At 46.1% G+C, this 21,199-nt stretch carries 19 protein-coding genes; 12 read left to right on the top strand and 7 right to left on the bottom strand.

Annotation, left to right across the window (positions count from 1 at the left end; genetic code table 11):
- Positions 1-733: 733 nt before the first annotated feature.
- Genes NST58_RS05895 through NST58_RS05880 form a run of 4 tightly spaced genes read right to left on the bottom strand, consistent with a single transcriptional unit; the run spans position 734 to position 4,522 of the window.
- Positions 734-1,702, bottom strand: a complete 969-nt coding sequence (locus tag NST58_RS05895; protein ID WP_036680409.1) for a sugar phosphate isomerase/epimerase — start codon at positions 1,700-1,702, stop codon at positions 734-736.
- Positions 1,703-2,434 (bottom strand): ThuA domain-containing protein, encoded by a 732-nt coding sequence (locus NST58_RS05890; RefSeq protein WP_038569006.1) that lies wholly within the window; start codon positions 2,432-2,434, stop codon positions 1,703-1,705. It abuts the gene before it with no gap.
- A gap of 51 nt (positions 2,435-2,485) precedes the next feature.
- The gene (locus NST58_RS05885) at positions 2,486-3,562 is read right to left on the bottom strand and encodes a Gfo/Idh/MocA family oxidoreductase (RefSeq protein WP_312150345.1); all 1,077 of its coding nucleotides are present in this window, start codon (positions 3,560-3,562) and stop codon (positions 2,486-2,488) included.
- A gap of 6 nt (positions 3,563-3,568) precedes the next feature.
- Complete coding sequence (locus NST58_RS05880) at positions 3,569-4,522, bottom strand: AraC family transcriptional regulator (RefSeq protein ID WP_076195168.1); 954 nt, start codon at positions 4,520-4,522, stop codon at positions 3,569-3,571.
- A gap of 346 nt (positions 4,523-4,868) precedes the next feature.
- Between NST58_RS05880 and NST58_RS05875 the strand changes: the two genes are divergently transcribed.
- The 5 genes from NST58_RS05875 (at position 4,869) to NST58_RS05855 (ending at position 10,779) form a co-directional block, all read left to right on the top strand.
- Positions 4,869-5,873, top strand: a complete 1,005-nt coding sequence (locus tag NST58_RS05875; protein WP_036680403.1) for a substrate-binding domain-containing protein — start codon at positions 4,869-4,871, stop codon at positions 5,871-5,873.
- A 155-nt stretch (positions 5,874-6,028) separates the two neighbouring features.
- Positions 6,029-7,294, top strand: coding sequence for an extracellular solute-binding protein (locus tag NST58_RS05870; RefSeq protein ID WP_076129561.1), 1,266 nt, complete (start codon positions 6,029-6,031; stop codon positions 7,292-7,294).
- Positions 7,295-7,371: 77 nt separating this feature from the next.
- Positions 7,372-8,238 (top strand): sugar ABC transporter permease, encoded by an 867-nt coding sequence (locus NST58_RS05865; RefSeq protein WP_038568998.1) that lies wholly within the window; start codon positions 7,372-7,374, stop codon positions 8,236-8,238.
- Complete coding sequence (locus tag NST58_RS05860) at positions 8,238-9,056, top strand: carbohydrate ABC transporter permease (RefSeq protein ID WP_038574152.1); 819 nt, start codon at positions 8,238-8,240, stop codon at positions 9,054-9,056. Before NST58_RS05865 ends, NST58_RS05860 begins: the two co-directional genes overlap by 1 nt.
- 34 nt (positions 9,057-9,090) lie before the next feature.
- Positions 9,091-10,779, top strand: a complete 1,689-nt coding sequence (locus tag NST58_RS05855; RefSeq protein WP_076309567.1) for an alpha-glucosidase — start codon at positions 9,091-9,093, stop codon at positions 10,777-10,779.
- 48 nt (positions 10,780-10,827) lie between these two features.
- Here the strand turns inward: NST58_RS05855 and NST58_RS05850 are convergent, their stop codons facing one another.
- Both NST58_RS05850 and NST58_RS05845 read right to left on the bottom strand, forming a co-directional pair.
- A complete protein-coding gene (locus tag NST58_RS05850) occupies positions 10,828-11,358 on the bottom strand; it encodes an NUDIX domain-containing protein (RefSeq protein WP_339246690.1) in 531 nt (176 codons plus the stop codon).
- A 36-nt stretch (positions 11,359-11,394) separates the two neighbouring features.
- Positions 11,395-12,870 (bottom strand): amidase family protein, encoded by a 1,476-nt coding sequence (locus NST58_RS05845; protein WP_339246689.1) that lies wholly within the window; start codon positions 12,868-12,870, stop codon positions 11,395-11,397.
- Between the two features lie 169 nt (positions 12,871-13,039).
- Between NST58_RS05845 and NST58_RS05840 the strand changes: the two genes are divergently transcribed.
- The 7 genes from NST58_RS05840 to NST58_RS05810 all read left to right on the top strand — a co-directional run bounded on the left by NST58_RS05840 (position 13,040) and on the right by NST58_RS05810 (position 20,286).
- Positions 13,040-13,885: an STM4015 family protein gene (locus NST58_RS05840; RefSeq protein WP_076129565.1), complete on the top strand. Its 846-nt coding sequence runs from the start codon at positions 13,040-13,042 to the stop codon at positions 13,883-13,885.
- Complete coding sequence (locus tag NST58_RS05835; protein WP_339246686.1) at positions 13,821-15,182, top strand: STM4014 family protein; 1,362 nt, start codon at positions 13,821-13,823, stop codon at positions 15,180-15,182. The genes NST58_RS05840 and NST58_RS05835 overlap by 65 nt, the downstream gene beginning before the upstream one ends.
- Positions 15,182-15,964 (top strand): STM4013/SEN3800 family hydrolase, encoded by a 783-nt coding sequence (locus NST58_RS05830; protein WP_076129567.1) that lies wholly within the window; start codon positions 15,182-15,184, stop codon positions 15,962-15,964. The genes NST58_RS05835 and NST58_RS05830 overlap by 1 nt, the downstream gene beginning before the upstream one ends.
- 32 nt (positions 15,965-15,996) lie before the next feature.
- Positions 15,997-17,346 carry an STM4012 family radical SAM protein gene (locus NST58_RS05825; protein ID WP_076305647.1) on the top strand — a complete coding sequence of 450 codons (1,350 nt, stop codon included), beginning with the start codon at positions 15,997-15,999 and terminating at the stop codon, positions 17,344-17,346.
- Positions 17,343-18,209 carry an STM4011 family radical SAM protein gene (locus NST58_RS05820; RefSeq protein ID WP_339246682.1) on the top strand — a complete coding sequence of 289 codons (867 nt, stop codon included), beginning with the start codon at positions 17,343-17,345 and terminating at the stop codon, positions 18,207-18,209. The genes NST58_RS05825 and NST58_RS05820 overlap by 4 nt, the downstream gene beginning before the upstream one ends.
- Before the next feature lie 102 nt (positions 18,210-18,311).
- Positions 18,312-19,049, top strand: a complete 738-nt coding sequence (locus NST58_RS05815) for a glycerophosphodiester phosphodiesterase (protein ID WP_076129570.1) — start codon at positions 18,312-18,314, stop codon at positions 19,047-19,049.
- A gap of 4 nt (positions 19,050-19,053) precedes the next feature.
- Positions 19,054-20,286 carry an SLC45 family MFS transporter gene (locus NST58_RS05810; RefSeq protein ID WP_339246679.1) on the top strand — a complete coding sequence of 411 codons (1,233 nt, stop codon included), beginning with the start codon at positions 19,054-19,056 and terminating at the stop codon, positions 20,284-20,286.
- 67 nt (positions 20,287-20,353) lie between these two features.
- Here NST58_RS05810 and NST58_RS05805 read toward each other — a convergent pair whose 3' ends face one another.
- Positions 20,354-21,172 carry a GGDEF domain-containing protein gene (locus tag NST58_RS05805; RefSeq protein WP_081387703.1) on the bottom strand — a complete coding sequence of 273 codons (819 nt, stop codon included), beginning with the start codon at positions 21,170-21,172 and terminating at the stop codon, positions 20,354-20,356.
- Positions 21,173-21,199 lie beyond the last annotated feature (27 nt).

The raw sequence follows: 21,199 nt of genomic DNA, 5'->3' as shown, positions 1-21,199 counted from the left end.
CCCTATTTGCAGCAAATTCGCTGTTTTGAGATGCTATCGGACTCCAGCGCAGTTATTTGCTCAAATACCCTCGAATTCCTTGCTCTTCACGACCAATAACGTCTCTCGGGTCCGAAACTCGCTCCAAAAACCCTAAAACACGCGAATAGCTGCATCTAAGTCCGTTAGCACAGTTACCTACCACATCTCTACCACATCTCCACCACGCTCCTGACGCTCCAGCCCCAAACTAACTGCGCTGCACATTTGCCCGTATCCCATTATCCCGAAGCTCAACTCACCAGCCTCCAAACTAACTACGATTTTACCGTCGAAGATCAGCTAGCGCATAAGCGCATAAGTCGCGGACTCCAGAGACCCTATTTGCAACAAATCCGCTGTTTTGAGATGCTATCGGACTCCAGCGCAGTTATTTGCTCAAACACCTCGAATTTCTTGCTTTTCAGGAACAATAAGGTCTCTCGGGTCCGAAACTTGCTCAAAAAGGTCTAAAAGTCGCGAATAGCTGCATCTGAGTCCGTTAGCAAACTAGTTCATTTTTGATTGGTAGTTAGTTAGTTTCTAGTTCGTTTCTTATTAGCTCCTACTCGTCCCTACCTCCTCCCTATCTCTTTGCCAGCTCGTTTTTACTCCCTTCCGCTCTTCCGCTCTTCCACTCTCCCCCCCCATCCCCACTACACGCAAAAAAAGCCTTGATTCTCTAAATAGAGAATCAAGGCTTTCTAATTCGACCTTACACCCACCACATACCCTGAGGCTGGTCATGAATAAGAATGGATTGCAAATTGGTTACTGCACGTTGGAAGCCTTCGTCAACCGTCATAAGAGGGTCTTCGTGCTCGATACTCACCACGTAATCATAACCGTAAGTGCGCAGCGCGCTCATGATATCTGACCACTCAGATATGCTGTGACCGCAACCAACGGAGCGGAAGGTCCATGCGCGGGTCTGCACATCGCCATAAGGTTGCATATCGGTCAGACCATACATATTGATGTTGTCTTGATCCAAGTAAGTATCCTTGGCATGGAAATGGTGAATCGCGCCAGCTTTACCGAGAATCTTGATAGCACCTACAGGATCAATGCCTTGCCACCACAGATGGCTCGGATCCAGATTGGCTCCGATAGCATCGCAGGTTGCTTCTCTAAGCTTCAAAATCGTATAAGGGGTATGGCACAGAAAGCCGCCATGCAGCTCGATGCCGATCTTAACGCCATGCTCCTCGGCCAGCTTGCCGATTTCCTTCCAGTAAGGGATCAGCTTATGTTCCCACTGCCAGGTTTTGATGTCGCTGTACACGGTAGGCCAAGGTGTGACTGGCCAGTTCGGTGCTTTTGCCTCATCGCTGTCCCCAGCCGTTCCCGAAAAAGTGTTCACGACCTTAACACCCATGAGTGAAGCCAGCTTGATCGATTTACGGAGAATTTCATCCCCGGCGCGGGCTTCTTCTTTATCTGGTGAAATCGGGTTATTATGGCAACTGAAGGCACTGATCATAATGCCACGTTTCGTGAACTTTTCCAAATATTCTTGACGTGCTGACTCGCTCGCAAGCAGCTCATCTGTCGGACAGTGAGCATTGCCGGGATTACCGCCCGAGCCGATTTCTACCGCATTCAAACCTGCGGCGGCGATTTTATCTAACATCTCGTCAAGACTCAAGCTTCCAAATACAGGATCAAATACGCCTAATTTCATTTATACGACCACCTTTTCTTTGATAGGCTCTAAGGCTTCAGAATGTCCGTAAACCGGATAGTCACGTTTCGTTGGTGCACACCAGTTCACGCCATTGATGATAACTTTTTGAATATCCTTGTTGTAATAGGTTGGATAAGATTCATGACCAGGCTGGAAATAAAAGATCTTCCCGCTGCCTCTACGGTAGGTCGATCCGCTTGGGAAGACGTTGCCGCCTTCGAACCAGCCGACAAATACAAGACTCTCTGGTGCTGGCACATCAAAATGCGCACCGTACATTTCCTCTTGCTCCAAGTCGATGTATTCACCAATGCCCTCAGCAATCGGGTGACTTGGGTCCATGACCCACAGACGCTCCTTCTCCTCAGCTTCACGCCATTTCAGATCGCAGCTGGTGCCCATTAATTTCATAAAGATTTTGGACATATGGCCCGAATGAAGCACTACAAGTCCCATACCTTGCAGCACTCGCGCATGTACACGATTTACAATCTCATCACTTACTTCATGATGGGCGATATGTCCCCACCAGATCAGTACATCCGTGTTATCCAATACCTCTTGCGTCAGTCCGTGCTCTGGTTCATCCAGCGTAGCTGTCTGAGTGTCCAGTCCTGCCTCTTGCAGAAAACTTGCCAGTTGTCCATGAATACCTTGCGGATAGACCTTAAGAATTCTTTCTTCCTGACGTTCATGACGGAATTCATTCCATACGGTTACTCTTGTCACTTGAGACACGCTCCTAGTTCATATTTATCTATGACCATCGAATTTGCTTGATTATTCAAAAAACACAGGCATACCAGTTTCAGAGGATTTATAAATAGCCTCCAAGATGCGAGTCACAACCAACGCCTGCTCCGGCTTCACTACAGGCTCGGTGTCATTTACAATGCTGTCAATCCACTGAGCTGCCTCTATCACCGCAGGATCATCTCCTGCACCATCATAAAAGTCGACGCCACCGGCATCCAGACCGATATACTTTTCAAAGGTTTTACCGTAGGCTTCTCCGTTAATGCGCAGACCCTTCTCCATATCTGCTCCGCCTTCAGTCCCACAAAGTACCGTTTTGGCCTCACCGACATCGAGTGTATTCAGTGCCCAGCTTGCTTCTAAGACGATGGTAGCCCCATTCTCCATAGTGATGAATCCAATGGCGGAATCCTCCACTGTAAACTTCTCAGGATCCCACGGGCCCCAAGCATTTGCAGCATTTTTACGACCGGACAGCTTATGATAAGCGTTGCCCACGACATATTTAGGTTTGTAATTATCCATCATCCACAGGGTCAAATCGAGCGCATGGGTGCCGATATCAATCAACGGACCGCCGCCTTGCGCTTCTTCATCCAAAAACACACCCCAAGTTGGGACCGCGCGACGACGGATAGCCTTAGCTCTGGCGTAATAGATCTCACCAAGCTCATTATTCTCACATACCGCATGCAGATAAGCTGAATCTGGTCTGAAACGGTTCTGATAACCGATGGTCAGCTTTTTCCCAGTTCGCTCTGAGGCCTCGATCATCGCTTGTGCTTCTGCCGTGGTTTTAGCCATCGGCTTCTCACACATTACGTGTTTGCCTGCTTCCATAGCCGCAATGGAAATCTCCGCATGGGAAATGTTCGGCGTACATACATGTATCACATCTATACTTGCATCGTTAAGAAGCTCTTTATAATCTGTGTAAACTACGGACTGCTCATCTCCAAACTCCGCTTTTGCCTTCTCGGCACGTTCAGCGACGATATCACAAAAAGCAACCATTCGCGCACCTTCTACTTTTTTTAACGCGGGCATGTGCTTGCCGTTCGCAATACCTCCGCAGCCGATAATTCCTACTGTTAAAGTCATTCTGGTCTAACCTCCACTTATTCCTGTTTTGATATCTCTATCATACAAAGCTGAGGAAGGGCTTTCTTCCTGCAATCTTGCTGTATTATTCCCGAATATTGTCTTGTGGTATTTCAGCGGGGATATCCCCGTTGCTTCCTTGAAAAAATGATGGAAGGTCTTCACGCTGCCAAACCCGGCTGCTTCCGCCACGGCAGACATCGGCAGATCTTCATTGATCAAGATCCATTTGGCTTTGTTAAGCCGGTATTCGTTTAAGAACGCGATAAAGGTCATGCCCGTGTTTTTCTTGAACAATTTGGTAAAATAATAAGGACTAAACCCCATATAATTAGCTACCTCATTCAGCGTAATAGCCTCCTGGTAATGCTGCTCCACATAGATAAAAATCCGCTCTAGTCTCTCCAGTGTTTCTCTGGATTGATTCAGTGTATCTTCCGAGAACTTAGGCTGTTTCTTGATCGGACTCTTCGGTACCTCCCGTAGAATAACGGTCAGCAGTTCAAACAATCTAGCCTTGATTAGAAAAACATATCCTTCTCTTCGCTGTACATCTTCCTCGTAAATACTCTCAATCAGCCCTTTGACCTTCGCGGCAGTTGCCACGGGCCATCTAGAACTGGAATACTCCATAAGCGTAAAGACCTCACGAAGTGAGTAGTCATTACCGTTCAAAGCGGCTACTTCTTGAAACAAATTCAGGTCAAATTGAATCACTACCCGTTCACTCTCAGGGGAAGAGAGAAAATAATGCACATCCCCACCATTAATAAACTGAACCTCGCCCTGCTCCATGTGAATAGGGGTATCATTAATTCCCAGATTCAGGCTTCCTTTGGTAACATAAATAATTTCAATTTCTTTATGCCAATGCGGATAACACAACGTATCACCATTGCAGAGTAAACTGCGGTAAGGAAAGTGCTTATCCACATCCGGAATCTCGAGATAAATATTCATAAATGCAACTCCTTATCCGAGTAAATCATTATAACCAGGGCTTGCATGCCATATTTAAAAATTTTACGTAAGCGTTTACTCTCTAAATGTTAGACCTCCAATATTCTTTTGTCAATTCCGATATTTCCAAGTAAATTTTTGGTATATACATTGGTTTCATTCCTATTTAAAGATTACTGCTCTTGCGTAGTTTTGATCATTTTTTTATTTTTTAGGTACAGTTGACAAAAGCGCCTACCAGCATTTATATTCGGGGTAAGCGTTTACGTTCTCTTCTTTCATAACTTACTCTCATCAGCGTAAGCGTTTAATTCAAGGATAACCGTAGTTTAAGGAGCTCATAGGAATGAACCCAACGATTAAAGATGTTGCACAGAAAGCGAACGTTTCCATTGCCACAGTCTCTCGCGTGCTAAACAATTTAAGTGGGTATTCGGACAAAACGAAACAAAAGGTAAATGAGGCGATCAAAGAAATTGGTTATCAACCCAATGCGATTGCCCGGGGTCTAATCAATAAGCGTACACAAACCATTGGTGTTATGTTCCCTAGTGTTTCTGGTGCTTTCTCTTCCGATCTGCTCAAAGGTATTGAAGAATTGGCCAATGACCGGAACTACAGTGTGATGGTATGCAATACCGATCAGGACGGTAAAAGAACGTTGAAGTACTTACAGCTCCTGAGAGAGAAACAGGTTGATGGCATTATTTTTTCTAGTGAAGTCCTTAAGAAAGAATATTACGATGTGCTCGAAACCATGAGGATCCCCGTTGTATTGGTCTCTTCCCAAACAGAATTCGCCAAGGTCCCTTATGTGAAAGTAGATGATTATCGAGCAGCTTTTGACGCTATCCTCTACTTAATTTCAAAAGGTCACCGCAAAATAGCCATGATTAGTGGAAACCCTAGCGATCTTATCGCTGGTGCGCCAAGAGCAGAAGGTTATAAGCATGCGCTTGAAGCAAATGGTATTCCTTTTGACAGCCGCTATCTTGCTTACGGAGATTTTTTGTATGAGAGCGGAAGTATAGCTATGGAGACTCTTTTGGAGCAAGCGCCTGATGTGACTGCCGTTTTTGCTGCTAGTGATGAAATGGCGATTGGTGCCCTCTCCACCGTTATCAAAAATGGTCTAAGCGTGCCCGAGGATATCTCCATTATGGGATATGACGATCTTGGATTAGCCAAAATGGTTATTCCGCCTTTAACAACAGTACGCCAACCGCTGTACGATATTGGAAAGATCGCCGTGGAGAAGCTCATTCAGATGATTGAAACAGGCGAGTCTGTCAACAGCCAGATTGTCGATCACACAATTGTGGAAAGACAAACGGTAAGATCGCTTACCTAAGTCTTTTTATCAATATTACGTAAACGTTTACTGTTCACTTTATTGCATACCCGTCGCTTAGAAGAACACGAACATCATTTAAGTTTGCCGTCAACGTAAACGTTTACTCTTATCAAATTCACCATAATACCAACACATTATTAGGAGGATTTATCATGAAAAAAACAATCAAACCCGTAATGGTTAGTCTACTGGCTATGTCCGTGCTTAGCGCCTGCGGTAGCAATAGTGGTAACAATGCGGCTGACAACACATCTAGCGGCGGGAACTCCTCCGGTGACAAGGTAAAAATCGAGTTTTTCCAAAATAAGACCGAAGCCAAAGCCACCTTCGACAAGCTGGTTGCGAAATTTAATGAAGCCAATCCGAACATCGTAGTCACTCAAGTGAACCCACCGGATGCCGAAACAGTGCTGAAGACTCGTGCAGCTAAAAAAGACATCCCTGACGTGGTCGGTATCGGTGCCACTGACACCTACAAAACATTATCCGGAAGTGGTCTGTTTGAAGACTTCTCAAGTGATCCACTTGCTGAAAATATCCAGCCTGCTTATGTTCAAATGCTGAAAGACCTGACAGGTTCGAGCGAGCTGAATGGTCTTCCATTCTCTTCGAACGCAAGTGGTGTCATTTACAATAAAGCGATGTTCACTGAAGCCGGCGTTACCGTGCCAACCACTTGGGATGAGTTCATTGCCGTCGCTCAAAAGTTCAAGGACAGCGGTAAAAATGCTTTTTACCTGACCCTTAAGGATTCCTGGACAACCCTTACGCCGTTCAACTCCCTCTCTACAATCATTAAAGGCAATGATTTCTTCAAGCAACGTACTGAAGGTACTGTGACTTTCGCAGACAGCTTCACCGAAATTGCTGAAAAGCTGCTTAAGCTGACGGAGTTCGGTCAAAAAGATATTTTTGGAAAAGGCTACAATGACGGTAATACAGCTTTCGCTAAAGGTGAATCTGCAATGTATCTGCAAGGGGTATGGGCGATTCCAGAAATCGTGAAGGCTAATCCATCCATTGAGCTTGGTGTATTCCCTTTCCCAGCGACAAATGATGCTGCTAACAATAAGGTCATTTCTGGCGTAGACACATTGTTGACTATCTCTAAGAGCACTAAACATAAAGAAGAAGCTAAAAAATTCGTTGAATTCCTGCTCCAGCCTGAGAATGTCAGCCTCTACATTAACGAGCAAAAAGCATTCCCAGCCGTGCAAGGTGTAACTCAAGATGATCCAACAATGGACGGCTTCAAAGCAGCATTTACCTCAGGTAACTTGGCCGACTTTGCAGACCACTACATCCCAAGTGCAATGAAAGTGGATACCATCAATCAAGCCTTCCTGCAAAAGAAAGATGTTGATGCGTACCTGAAACAGCTTGATAAAGAATGGGATAAGGTAGCTGACCGGAAATAACGAGACCTGACAAATAAGAGCCGAGAAAGAGAACGGGACTCCCCCTTCTCTTTCTCTTTTCCAAGGAGGATTACATGATGGCCAAACGCCGAGTCGCCTTTTATCTAATGACTATACCGGCATTGCTTCTTTTCTTTGCCTTTCACACCTTTCCTGCACTGCAGGGTATTTATTATTCGTTCACTAACTGGGACGGCTTCAGTGACAGCTTTGATTACGTAGGATTTAAGAACTTCATTAACATTTTTCAAGATGAAAATGTGCTGAATTCATATGTGTTCACTTTTAAATATGCCATCTTAACAACTATTCTCATCAACATCATCAGTTTGTTGATTGCGCTTGGGCTTAACGCCAAGATTAAAGCCAAAAACTTTTTCCGCGGTGTATATTTCCTGCCAAATATCCTCAGCGTGCTGATTGTCGGCTTTATTTTCAACTATTTGTTCGCAAATGTATTCCCTATCTGGGGCGAGAAGCTTGGCAGCGAATTCCTTTCGCAGAACATTCTCGGCAACTCCGATTGGGCCTGGATCGGTATCGTCATTGTAGCCGTTTGGCAGGGAATTGCTTATAACACGATTCTCTATCTGGCAGGTCTACAGACGATTCCGCAAGATCTTTACGAAGCCTCCAATCTGGACGGCGCTAGCCGCTGGAGAGAATTCTGGAGTATTACTTTTCCAATGCTTGCTTCCTTCTTCACGATCAACATGGTGCTGGCGATGAAGGGCGGCTTAATGGTATTCGACCAAATCGTAGCCTTGACAGGTGGGGGACCTGGACGTTCAACACAATCCATTGCCCACTTAATCTATACAGGCGGCTTCCAAGGCGGAGAATTTGCCTATCAATCGGCGAACGCCGTGATTTATTTTATCGTGATCGTTGTGATCTCCGCCCTTCAGCTTAAATTTCTGCAGAAACGGGAGATGGACTTATGATCAAAAAATCAAGCAACTGGCCTGCAACGATTCTTATCGCGCTAGGCTCACTACTGATCCTTTTTCCGCTGTACATGACTATTGCTATCGCGCTAAAAAATCCCGAGGAAATGGCTCAATCCATCTTTTCACTGCCGACTGGCCTGCATTTTGAGAACTTCGCCAATGCCATTAAGGCAACCAATTTCTTCAACGCCTTAGGAAATAGCGCCACGATCACAATAACATCAGTAGTGTTCATCTTGCTTACCAACTCCATGGTAGCCTACGCGATTGCCCGCAATATGAACCGAAAATTCTTCAAAGCGCTCTACTTTTATTTTATCAGCGCAATGTTTATTCCTTTCCAGATTATTATGCTGCCTGTGGTCAAAGTGACAACGGATCTGCATATGAACAACATTCTGGGTCTTATTATTCTATACATTGTTTATGGCTTGGCTTTTAACGTGTTTGTATACACTGGCTATATCCGCTCTATTCCTTATGAGCTAGAGGAAGCTGCCACAGTAGATGGTGCAACGACATTCGGAACGTTCTGGAAGATTATTTTCCCACTTCTTGCTCCGGTCAGTGCAACAATTGGTATCCTCTCCTGTCTGTCGACTTGGAATGACTTTATGCTGCCGCTGATTCTGCTCGGTGATCAGGATTCATACACACTTCCGCTTGTACAGTATGTCTTCCAAGGTCAATTCAGCACAGATTTCAACTTAGCCTTTGCTTCGTATCTGCTTGCTTTATCCCCGATGCTCGTGGTCTATTTGTTCGCGCAAAAATGGATTATCAGTGGACTAACATCAGGGTCCATTAAATAACTAAGATTTATATAGAGAGATAGGAGAGTTATACATGGATAAGAAATGGTGGAAAGAAAGCGTAGTTTATCAAATCTACCCCCGCAGCTTCAAAGACAGTAACGGGGACGGCATCGGTGATCTGCAGGGCATTATCTCGAAACTCGATTATTTAAATCAGCTTGGCGTCGACGTAGTCTGGTTATGCCCGGTATACGAGTCGCCAAACGACGATAACGGCTATGATATCAGTAACTATCAAAGTATTATGGATGATTTCGGAACACTCTCTGATTGGGAGGAACTGCTAGCTGGACTTCACAGCCGTGGCATGAAGCTGATTATGGATCTCGTGGTCAACCACTCCTCTGATGAGCACGCTTGGTTCGTGGAGTCCCGCAAATCGCAGGATAATCCTTATCGTGATTATTATATCTGGCGGCCGGGCCAGGACGGACAGACGCCTAACGACTGGGGTTCCTTCTTCAGCGGTTCGGCTTGGGAATTCGATGAGAAGTCGGAGGAATATTACCTCCATCTCTTCTCGAGAAAGCAACCCGACCTGAATTGGGATAATCCTAAGCTGCGCCAGGAAGTCTACGATATGATGACCTGGTGGCTGGACAAGGGCATTGACGGATTCCGCATGGATGTAATCAACTTGATCTCCAAAGTACCGGAATTACCTAGCGTTGCCCCAGAAAATAACGGAGAGCAACCTACGTACCACTTCGGAGGAGACTATTTCGTTAACGGACCACGCGTACATGAGTATATGCAGGAAATGAACCGTGAGGTCCTGTCCAAGTACGATATCATGACAGTAGGCGAAGCCGTTAATGTCACTCCCGAGGAGGCTTCGTTGTACGTTTCCGAGGATCGCAACGAGCTGAACATGGTATTCCATTTCGAACTTATGGACGTCGATTCTGGACCTGGAGGCAAATGGAATGTGCAGCCTTGGAAGCTGGCGGACATCAAGTCCATCATTTCCAAATGGCAAATCGCGCTGGACGGTAAAGGTTGGAACAGTCTGTATATGAACAACCACGATCAGCCGCGTATGTTATCCCGCTTCGGAGATGATAAGTTATATCCGAAAGAATCTGCCAAGATGCTGGCAACACTGCTGCACACGCTCCAAGGCACACCTTACATCTATCAAGGCGAAGAAATCGGCATGACGAATGTACAGTTTGATTCCATCAACGATTACAAAGATATTGAAATCTTGAATATGTATAAAGAATACTTGGCTGCCGGACATTCGGAAGAAGCTATCATGAACTCCATTTACATTAAAGGCCGGGACAATGGCCGTACGCCGATGCAATGGAACGCCGAGCCGCAGGCAGGCTTCACGACGGGCTCTCCTTGGCTAGCCGTAAATCCTAATTACAAGGAAATTAATGTGGAGCAGGCGCTGGCTGATCCTGATTCTATTTTTTACTATTATAAGAGACTTATTGAGCTGCGCAAGCAGCATGAAATTATCGTATACGGAAATTATACAATTCTGGCTGAGGAGAATGAACAGGTATATGCTTATCTGCGTACTCTTGGAGAAGAACAGCTACTGGTTGTATTGAATTTCTTCGGAGAGCCTGCGACCTTCGAACTTCCTTCTACTGTGAAGTTCCAAGCGAAGGCATTGCTTATTGCCAATTACGAAGTAAATCCAGAAGAAGAACTAAACACAATTCAGCTTCGTCCTTATGAAGCTCGTGTGTATAAGCTTAAATAAACTAGACCCCCTACATGAAACAATAAAAAGGAGCCTCACGGCTCCTTTTTACTTTCCTCCAACAGCTACCGGATTGACCTGTACCTGTCCCGCGTTCAATTTCTCAATAATCGCCAGTAAGAAGGTTTCGGCTAGGCTGTTCTTTTTAATCGCTCTGGCGGCTTCTTCCAAAGTAAACCATTCAGCATGATCAACCTCAGTACTCACCTGGCTCAAGTCCTCCGAGTCTGCAACACCTATAAAATTCAGCATTAGCGTATTGGATGGTGCGAAGTACAAGCTGCGCATATATTCATAAGCGACAATATCAAGTCCTACCTCTTCTTTTACCTCACGTACGAGAGTCGTTTCCGCATCTTCACCTTTGTTCACGTATCCTGCGAGTAATATGTAGTCTGGCCGATTATATTGCTGAATTAATAAAATCTTGTTTTTCCCCCTGTTTAATACTGCTGTACTAATCGCCGTGCTGAAAATAGGGAATCGGAACATTTCACACGCATTACAATAAGGTACCTGCCCTTCCCCTTCATTTTCTTTCATTACTAACTCTGTCCCACATTCCAGGCAATACTTCAAACTGATCGCTTCCTTCTATTCTAAGTTAGCCTAATTCTACTCCAATTGAGGTGGAATCCGGTGATACGTAGCTTGTTCAAACCCGTATGCTAAGGCTATGAGCGTAGGCTCGCTATAAGCTTTTCCGGAAAAAACAACACCAAAAGGTCCCTTGGTCGAATCCCCATCCGCATCAATAATGCCTTGAGTTACATATCCCGCCGGAACAGTAACTAATGGATAACCTAAGCGTGCCGCAATATACATGCCATCTACATCACCAGGCAGCAATAACGCGTCTAAAATATATTGTTCCAACACATAATCTATTCCTTGCTCAAGCGCTAATTCCTTGTATTCTTGTCTCTTCTCTTGATAGGCCTCTTCAGTTAATGTTACTTCTTCTGATCTTGTCAGGGTGTCTTGCCCATATTGCAAGGCAATCTCAGCATGTCTTACATTATAGGCTATCAATTCTTGCAAAGAGTGAATCGGAACGGAATCATCTACTTGTGCTAAATACTGGTTGAGCCCTTTTTTAAATTCATAACAAATCACATCATTATTCCAATTCTGTTGTTCAACATGTACTGTGACAGGATCTATAAGGGTAGCCCCTTCATTCTTCAAGGTCAAGATAGCTGCTTCCATAATTGCAAGCCTCTCAGCGTCTAAATGCTTATGATAATGCCGTGGAATACCTATTCTTGCTTGTCGTATAAAGCTTTTATCTAAACTTGAAGTATAGTCTGTATAAGCGTATTTTTCGCTTGAAAATGTTGCTGAATCGTTGTCATCCACTCCGGTTAACGCCCCTAAAATAATTGCCGCATCTGTAACCGTTCTAGCTATAGGCCCAGGGGTATCCTGGCTTACTGAAATGGGAATGACTCCAGAACGGCTCACTAATCCCACCGTAGGTTTGATTCCGACAAGAGCATGTTGGCTGGCTGGACCGACAATGGATCCTGCGGTTTCCGTTCCGATCGCTGCTGCTGCCAGATTCGCTGCTACGGCTGCCGCAGGCCCAGAGCTGGAACCACTGACAAATACCGTCCCAGGTCCATACGGATTCAGTACAAGCCCTCCCCGCGAGCTATATCCCGCAGGCATTGTACTAGACATAAAATTAGACCACTCCGACATATTCGCCTTCCCAAGTAAAATAGCCCCCGCCAATCGAAGCTTGGCCGCTACAAATGAATCTTTTGCCGCAATTGATCCAGCTAAAGCTACAGAACCGGCACTCGTATGCATCTTATCCGCGGTGTCTATATTATCCTTCAATAAAATAGGAATACCGTGCAGGCTCCCGCGGCTCCCTTTTTCTGCTCGTTCTTTATCGAGTGCTCGCGCGATTTGTATAACCTCTGGATTTATTTCTAAAATAGAGTTTATGTCTATATCGTATTTATGGATCCGCTCCAAATATACTTGAACTATATCCTCTGAGGTAATTAAACCTGCTTCCAGAGCCTCTTGCATTTTAATTATATCCGTCTCAATAATCCATTCCTGAAGTTTATTCTTCATACGAATAACTCCTTCCAAAAAAATAAAATTGCCTCTAGTATAAACCTACCACAAAATTTCACCTCAATAATATGGAGAGTTTAACTATAGTTATATTCAGCTATTTGACTCCCTCGGCTACAGATGATAGGGTATTTTCGAAGTTAAATTTTTCCGGGAGGGAACACCCATGACGGAAGTAAAGCTTAGTATTGGATACGACGAATTCGAAGAAGGTCAAAGAATTGGCGAAGCAATTGAGAAGTTAAGCAGCAGCCCTGAAGGTGCGTCGCTGACCAGCCTAATTATCGGTGATTGGGGGCAAGCCTACGAGAATAGCTCGGAAGAGGTTGTAGAGGCACTGGTTACGCATAGCGCCAGCTTCCCTGCTTTACGCAAGCTTTTTATTGGTGAGATGGGCTATGAGGAATGCGAGATTTCATGGATTACCCAAAGCGATCTATCACCGCTGCTCCCTGCTTTTCCAGAATTACAATCACTCACGATTCAAGGCGGGAATGAGCTGAGCCTCTCAGAGCTAAAGCATGACAAGCTGGAGGAACTGATAATTATTAGTGGCGGCTTAAGTAAAGCCGTACTTGAAAATATTGCAGCCAGCCAATTGCCGAATTTACGTAAGCTGGAACTATATCTTGGCGTAGATAACTACGGCTTTGACGGAAGCCTCGCAGATATTCTACCTCTTATAGAAGTAGGAAAGTTCCCTAAACTTACCTATCTGGGATTAAAAAATAGCGAAATACAAGATGAAATCGCCGGTGCAGTAGCAAATGCGCCTATCTTAGATCAGCTGGATACGCTAGATCTATCTCTGGGTACCCTCAGCGACGAAGGTGCTGAATTGCTTCTTGCCAGCGAGAGAATCAAGGGACTAAAAGCATTGAATCTAAGCCATCATTTTATGTCCGACGAGATGATCAGCCGGTGGCAGCAGAGTGGATTACCTGTCGATGTCAGCGACAAACAGGAAAGCGATGATGAGGAAGACTGGCGTTATCCTTCCATCACAGAGTGAGCCCCCTATGCGGCCGATGATCGTTATCGGTATTCCTGGGGATAAACGGACTAGCGGCATTCAGCAAGCACGTTCCGATCTCGGAATGCCACCTGCCATCATTTTATCGTACGCTGAATTTCTGCAAGGCCAATCGTTAGGTGATCTGCTGGAAGTGCAGAAGCAGCAGTTATCCAGCCAGCCGGCTGTTTATAACGGAATAGATCTCAGTGCGGCTCCCCCGCTGCTGAGATTGGAATCGCCTGGCAGCAGCTTTGAAGTAGAACGTGCCTTAATCGCTCTTGGCGCACCTGATGCCGTTGATGTTGACGATTCGCTGCATCCCTACGCTGAAAGACCTGATCCGCGCCCACTCCGTGTGAAGGTAGCCCATCAATTGAAGGAGATGCAGGGTGTCCTGCATCATCCTTCACAATGGTTCCGCGGTTATTGCCGCATGCTGGCTAGACTGCAGCGCGAAGCCAAAGAGGTTTGTCCAGGCTCGCTATGGTTAAATGACCCCGCTGATATTGCGGCCATGACCGATAAACGGCGGGCACAACAGATTCTGAGTGGGGCAGGCATCACTATTCCTCGTCCATTAGGCGAGGAACAGCAGCCTACCGACTATGCCTCTCTCCGTGAGATGATGATCTCCCGGCGAATGCACCGGGTATTCATTAAGCTAGCCTTCGGCTCTGCCGCTTCCGGGGTGATTGCCTATCAGCTCCATCCCGTTACAGGTGCCGAAATTGCCTTAACTACAGTGGGGGTCGAGAATTACATCACCCGACCGCCCATTTACTATAATTCCGGTAAACTGCGGCGATACACAGATACCGCCACGATCTCCGGCATTATTAACTGGATTTATCGGCATGGTGGTTATGCCGAGCAATGGATCCCTAAGATCGGCCATAACGGCAAAGCCTTCGATATCCGCCAGCTCGTGGTTCTCCGTGAGGCCTGTCATACAATTGCTCGTGTAAGTTCCACCCCAATTACGAATCTGCATTTACGCAGCCAGCGGATGTCTCCTTCAGAAGCCGGTTTATCAGAATTCATACAGGAGCAGGTACGAAATACCGCGTTGCAAGCGCTGGCGGCATTTCCCCGTTCTGGAGTTGCCGGGATAGACGTGCTGATATCTGGAGGATCGCAGCAGTGTTTTGTCGCCGATGTTAATCCTTTTGGCGATTTGCTGTACGATGTGAAATACCGTGGCTGCAGCACCTACGAATGGGAAATGAAGGTATTGACCGCCAGAGACTATATTACTCATCCCTCAACACCGCTTATAAAGGAAGGATCCTCTTAATGGATATGAACACTATCGTTGGCACCCATGACATTCTAATGATCACACTTGATACCCTTCGATACGATGCAGCTACTATGGAGGAAGCGAACTGCCCGAACCTGTGCGGAACGGGATCCTGGGAGAAAAGACATACTCCCGGCAGCTTTACTTATGCGGCCCATCACGCTTTTTTCGGCGGCTTCTTGCCTACTCCAGCTACAACGGATAAGACTGAGCATATCCGTATGTTCCATTCCCGAAATACCGGAATGAAGACGCATCCTCATACATGGCTGTTCGATACGCCGGATATCGTGTCAGGACTTGCTGCCGAGGGCTATCGCACGGTTTGTATTGGAGGTGTTATTTTTTTCACCAAAAAAAATCCACTCGCTCGTGTGTTGCCAAGCTATTTCCAGCAAAGCTACTGGCGGATGACCTTCGGTGTGACCAATCCGCGTTCCACAGAGCATCAGGTGAACCATGCCTTGAAGCTGCTAAAGGATACTCCTAGCGAGCAAAGATTGTTTATGTTCCTCAACGTCTCTGCCATTCACGGACCAAATCATTATTTTGTACCTGGTGCTAAAAAAGACTCCGTAGACAGCCAGCGCGCCGCTCTTCGTTATGTGGACGGTGAACTGGGCCGGTTGTTCGATGCGTTCCGGGAACGCGGCAATCCTGTCTTCTGCCTGGCTTTTTCAGATCATGGAACCGCTTATGGGGAAGATGGCTATCAGGGGCATCGCCTTGCCCACGAGACGGTATGGAACGTCCCTTATCGGGAGTTTATTTTATAATATTTATAACAAGGAAAGGATGGAGAACTGATATGACGTTATCGTCCTTCTCTTTAGAAGAGCTTCACAAGTGGAAAGACAGCATTACTGCTCACCCTTACCGTTCTTATCTGTATTCCTATCCACACAAAACGGCTTACAGGGATTTGCAGCCTCCGATGCCGCTAGAAACACTCTGGCGTGATGAGCCTGCGGAATCTTTCTTTCTATATATGCATATTCCGTTTTGTGGCGCACGCTGCGGATTCTGCAACCTATTTACCCTGCCTGATAAACGCGCAAATGTTCATGCCACATACGTGGATGCCCTGGAACGCCAAGCAAAGCAATGGGCGGAATTCACCAGACATAAACCTTATGCGCGTTTTGCGATCGGCGGTGGAACTCCCACCCTGCTGGCAGCAGATCAGCTCCGCCGCTTGTTCCACATTGCCGTTGATACGATGGGACTGGACACAAATACAGCCTCCATCTCAGTGGAAACTTCACCGGAGACGATTACCGAAGAGAAGCTGAATATTCTAAAAGAGTATACGGTGGATCGGGTCAGCATGGGCATCCAAAGTTTTGTCGCTGCTGAATCGGCGGCCATCTATCGCCCACAAAATCCGGATGAGGTATATCGGGCACTAGAGCTGCTGGGGAAATATGATTTTCCCATACTGAATTTAGATCTGATCTACGGGCTTCCGGGGCAGACGGTCGACTCTTGGCTATATTCGCTCAATCAAGCGATCAGCTTTGAGCCAGAGGAAATTTTCATCTATCCGCTCTACACCCGTGAGCATACGATTGTGAAGCCTGGTGATATCCAGCGTCAGGACGATATTCGCCTAGATTGCTACAAAGCCGCTGGGCAGCTGCTTAGAGCGAGAGGATATCGCCAATACTCCATGCGTCGTTTCGCCAAGGAAGACGCAGGAACAGCTAAACCCATTCTCGATTATAGCTGCCAAGAAGAAGGAATGGTCGGATTGGGCTGCGGAGCAAGATCCTACACCCGCCATGTGCATTACGCTTCCCGTTATGGGGTAAGCCGTAAAGCAACCGAGAGCATTATTGCTGATTACGTGGCGACGGATCGTTACGATACTGCGGATTACGGGATTGTGCTGAGTCTTGAAGAACAGAAACGCCGCTTTATTCTGAAGGCGATTCTACATAGCGAAGGGCTGAAGCTTGAAGATTACAGCCAGCGTTTCGATCAATCGCTCTGGAGCGATTATCCTGAGCTGTCCAACCTGCTTCATTCCGGTCTTGGGCAGGAGGAAGATGGCATCCTGCGCCTTACCACCGAAGGGATGGGTTACTCTGATTCGATTGGGGATTGGTTTATTTCTGGGGAGATCCGAGAGCAGATGGAAAGGTTCGTATTGCCATGAATGCGGTCCTCTACTACCGCGGTTCCCTCACGTCCTGCAACTATGATTGCCCCTATTGTCCTTTTGGCAAAACAAGAGACAGCGCAGCTACGCTCGCCAAGGACCGCCAGGGGCTGGAAGCCTTTGTAGCGTGGGCCTCTGAGCAAGGTGCGGCAGGTCATCGGCTTTCTATATTTTTTAATCCCTATGGCGAAGGGCTGATTCATCGCTGGTACAAAGAAGCAATGATTGCCCTCTCCAATATGGACCATGTAGAGAAGGTAGCGATTCAGACCAACCTATCTGCCAACCTGGATTTCATCTCCCAGCTGAATCGTAAAAAAGCGGCCTTTTGGGCCACCTACCACCCCGGACAAGTGCGGGAGGATAAATTTCTGGCGCAATGTTTGACTTTATATGAGAACGACGTTCCATTTAGTGTGGGAAGCGTTGGAATACGCAGTGCTTTTTCAGCTATAGCTTCACTTCGTTCTGCGTTACCAGAGAACGTGTACTTATGGGTCAATGCTTACAAAGATAAACCTGATTATTATACAGCTGAGGATTTTGTCTTCCTTAGCGAGATTGATCCACATTTTTCTGTGAATGCTATGGATTATGAAAGCCTTGGCCAAGCCTGCAATGCAGGAAAAGATGTTTTTTACGTACAGGGCGCTGGGCTTGTGAAACGCTGCTATAAGGACAGAAGGGTCATAGGCAATCTTTACCGTGATGGGCTAGAGGGTCTCTCTGCGGTTAGAAGCTGCCGAATGAAGGTATGCGATTGTTATATCGGTTATATTCATATGCCCGAGCTGAAGCTGCGGAGCATCTATGAAGCTGGACTTTTAGAACGAATCCCGTATGGCGCTATGAATAACTGATTTAAAATTCCAGACAGGGTTTCTTTACTCTCTGTGGAATATGACAAGTAGCCCCCATCTATAGGGGCATAGCAAACACTAAAGTTGGAGGGACAATAACTTATGAACAACATCATTAATTTTGCGCATCGTGGAGCGTCGGCAGTGTGTCCAGAAAATACTATGGCAGCATTTCGCAAAGGTCTTGAGCTGGGTGCAACCGGAATAGAAACTGATGTACAAATGACCAAGGATGGCGGCCTAGTCCTCATTCATGATGAAACTCTAAACCGCACAACAAGCGGAACCGGCTATGTGAAGGATCATACACTCGCAGAACTACTGGAAGTGGACGCAGGCTCATGGTTCGGACCTGAATTCAAAGATGAGCGCCTTCCATTGCTGGAAGATTTATTAGATCTGCTGCAAGGTAGAGATACCATCCTAAATATCGAGCTTAAAAATGGCACTTTTTTATATCCGGGTATGGAGGAAAAAGTGATTGCGGCCGTACGTGATTTCAAGATGAGCGATCGCGTCATTTTTTCGAGCTTCAACCATTATTCACTAGCTTACTGTCAGTCGCTGGCACCGGAGATCAGAACAGGAATTCTATACGGGGAAGGCTTGTATCGTCCTTGGGACTATGCTGCTACACTTGGAGCGACTGCGTTGCATGCATATCATTTTGCAGTACTGCCTGAATTCGTCGAAGAAGCGGCGAAGCATGGCGTTGTCTACCATCCTTGGACCGTTAACGATCCCGAGCGGATGAAATATTTAATTGAAGCTGGTGTATCAGGCATTATTACCGATCATCCAGACCTACTCGCTGGACTTCTGGCTGACAAGGGAGTGTGATGGTGTGAAAAAAGTCTGGCTGCTCGGATTCGGCTTTTTCAGCATCAGCATTACATGGAGTCTGTATAACGCATTTGTACCTTTTTTCCTCGAAAAATATGTACATAGTGTAGCCCTAATCAGCTTCATGATGACGATTGATAATTACTTCGCCTTATTCTTGCAGCCTTGGATCGGCAATCGGAGTGACCGCACGACCTCGCGTTTTGGACGCAGAATGCCTTATCTTATGATCGGTATGCCCTTCGCTGCCGTGCTGACTATGCTGATTCCGTTTCATACCGGACTATTTACACTGCTTTTATTTATGATGCTGATGAATTTAGCCATGAGTTTATACCGTTCCCCTACCGTCGCTCTCATGCCCGACATAACACCTGAAGAGCAGCGTACAAAGGCTAACGGATTAATTAATTTCATGGGTGGATTCGGATCAATTCTGGCTTTCGGCGTGGGTTCGATCCTCTATAAATCAAATCCTGCGCTGCCATTTCTCGTTGCTGGACTGATTACCCTGTTATGTCTGTTTATCGTATCGCGCTTCATCAAAGAAAAACGGGATGGTGTGAATATAAGCCCTACGCTTCTATCCGATACAGCGGGGAGCCCTTCTACGACGATAGTTAAGCCTTCCAGAGTCTCCTTTCGCGGCCAGCTGGATCGTACTACAGTCTTTCTACTGGCAGCGATTTTCTTCTGGTTTGTAGCTTATCAAGGGGTCGAAACCTTGTTTACATTGTATGGAAAAAACCATCTGGGCCTCAGTGAACAAGCAGCCTCCTTCTCCCTTACCTTCTTCTCCCTTGCCTTTGTGCTGTTCGCTATTCCGAGCGGTTGGCTGGGTGGGCGATTCGGGAAAAAGAAGATCATTATCGTCGGCGTATGTGGCCTGATGACGGTCTTTGCGCTTGTTGGGTTTGCACAGGACCTGCTGGTGCTTCGAGCGTTACTCCTGACAGGAGGAATCTTCTGGGCTTGTATCAACATCAACTCTTATCCTTATGTTGTTGCAACGGGAACTGAGGAGAGTATCGGTACTCGAACAGGGATGTATTATTTGGTCTCTTCACTGGCAGCGATCAGCTCGCCACCTTTGCTGGGGCTAATGATTGATATTTTTGATTACTCCATCCTGTTCTATGTAGCAGCGATTAGTATGGCGGTTGCCCTGCTCTGCCTCTTCTTGATGAAGGGACGCAAGCAAGTCCCCCACAAGTTTCACACACCGGGAGCCTAAAAAAAAGCGTCAGCCTTAGACATCTATTTATGTCCAGGGCTGACGCTTATATTTTACACTTAACAAACTAATTTTTATAAACTGAATAACGACCTGTACCCAGCTGTTTGGCGGTGTACATCGCTGTATCTGCTTCGTGCAGCAGCCTGAAATGATCCACCTTGCCATGACTAATGCTGATGCCTATGCTCGCAGATACAAAGAGGTTGTGCTCTCCCAGCTGATAATGTCTGGTCGTCTTCTCCAGAATCTGCACCGCTAACTGCTCCGCTTCCTTCTGATTGCAGCCTTTAGCTACAATCACAAATTCATCGCCGCCTATGCGGAAAATATGGCGTTTTCTTTTGCTGGAGAATTGACTTAACCTTCCTCCCACCTCTTGCAGCAGTAAATCGCCCACATGATGTCCTAAGCTGTCATTGATTGATTTGAACCGGTTCAAATCCATAAACAATACGGCTAGTTGCTCATTTACTTTGCAGCGATCCCAAAAGTGATCCATTCCATTCTTGTTTAAGAGCCCCGTTAAGCCATCCTTATAGGCAAGTTCCTTAAGCTGCTCTCTTTCCGCCAAAACAAGGTTCAGCCGTGTAAGCAAAAACATTAAAACAGCTATCGTAAGCGCGTATATCAATAACGGAGTGAAAATCCCCCCATTGACCTCTATAGTTTCTTCTAAGGATTTTTTGCCTAGCTGATGCATTGCCCACAATCCAACGACGATAGTTATAATGGAAAGGCCCGTGTAAACTGCTCTTTGTTTTGGTTCCTTACTAGCAACATCCCGGTAAAATCTCAATACTAAATAACCTACAACCCCTGCGATGATAATGGACATTAACGTTTGTAAATAAATCTGAACCTCTACCACCTTTAATTCGCACATCCTTCTGAACTACAAATAATAATTAGC

This window comes from Paenibacillus sp. FSL R10-2796, from assembly GCF_037965315.1.
GTDB lineage: Bacteria > Bacillota > Bacilli > Paenibacillales > Paenibacillaceae > Paenibacillus_AQ > Paenibacillus_AQ odorifer.
The sequence above is the reverse complement of the archived record's forward strand: the minus strand, read 5'-3'. Positions and strand labels throughout refer to the sequence as shown.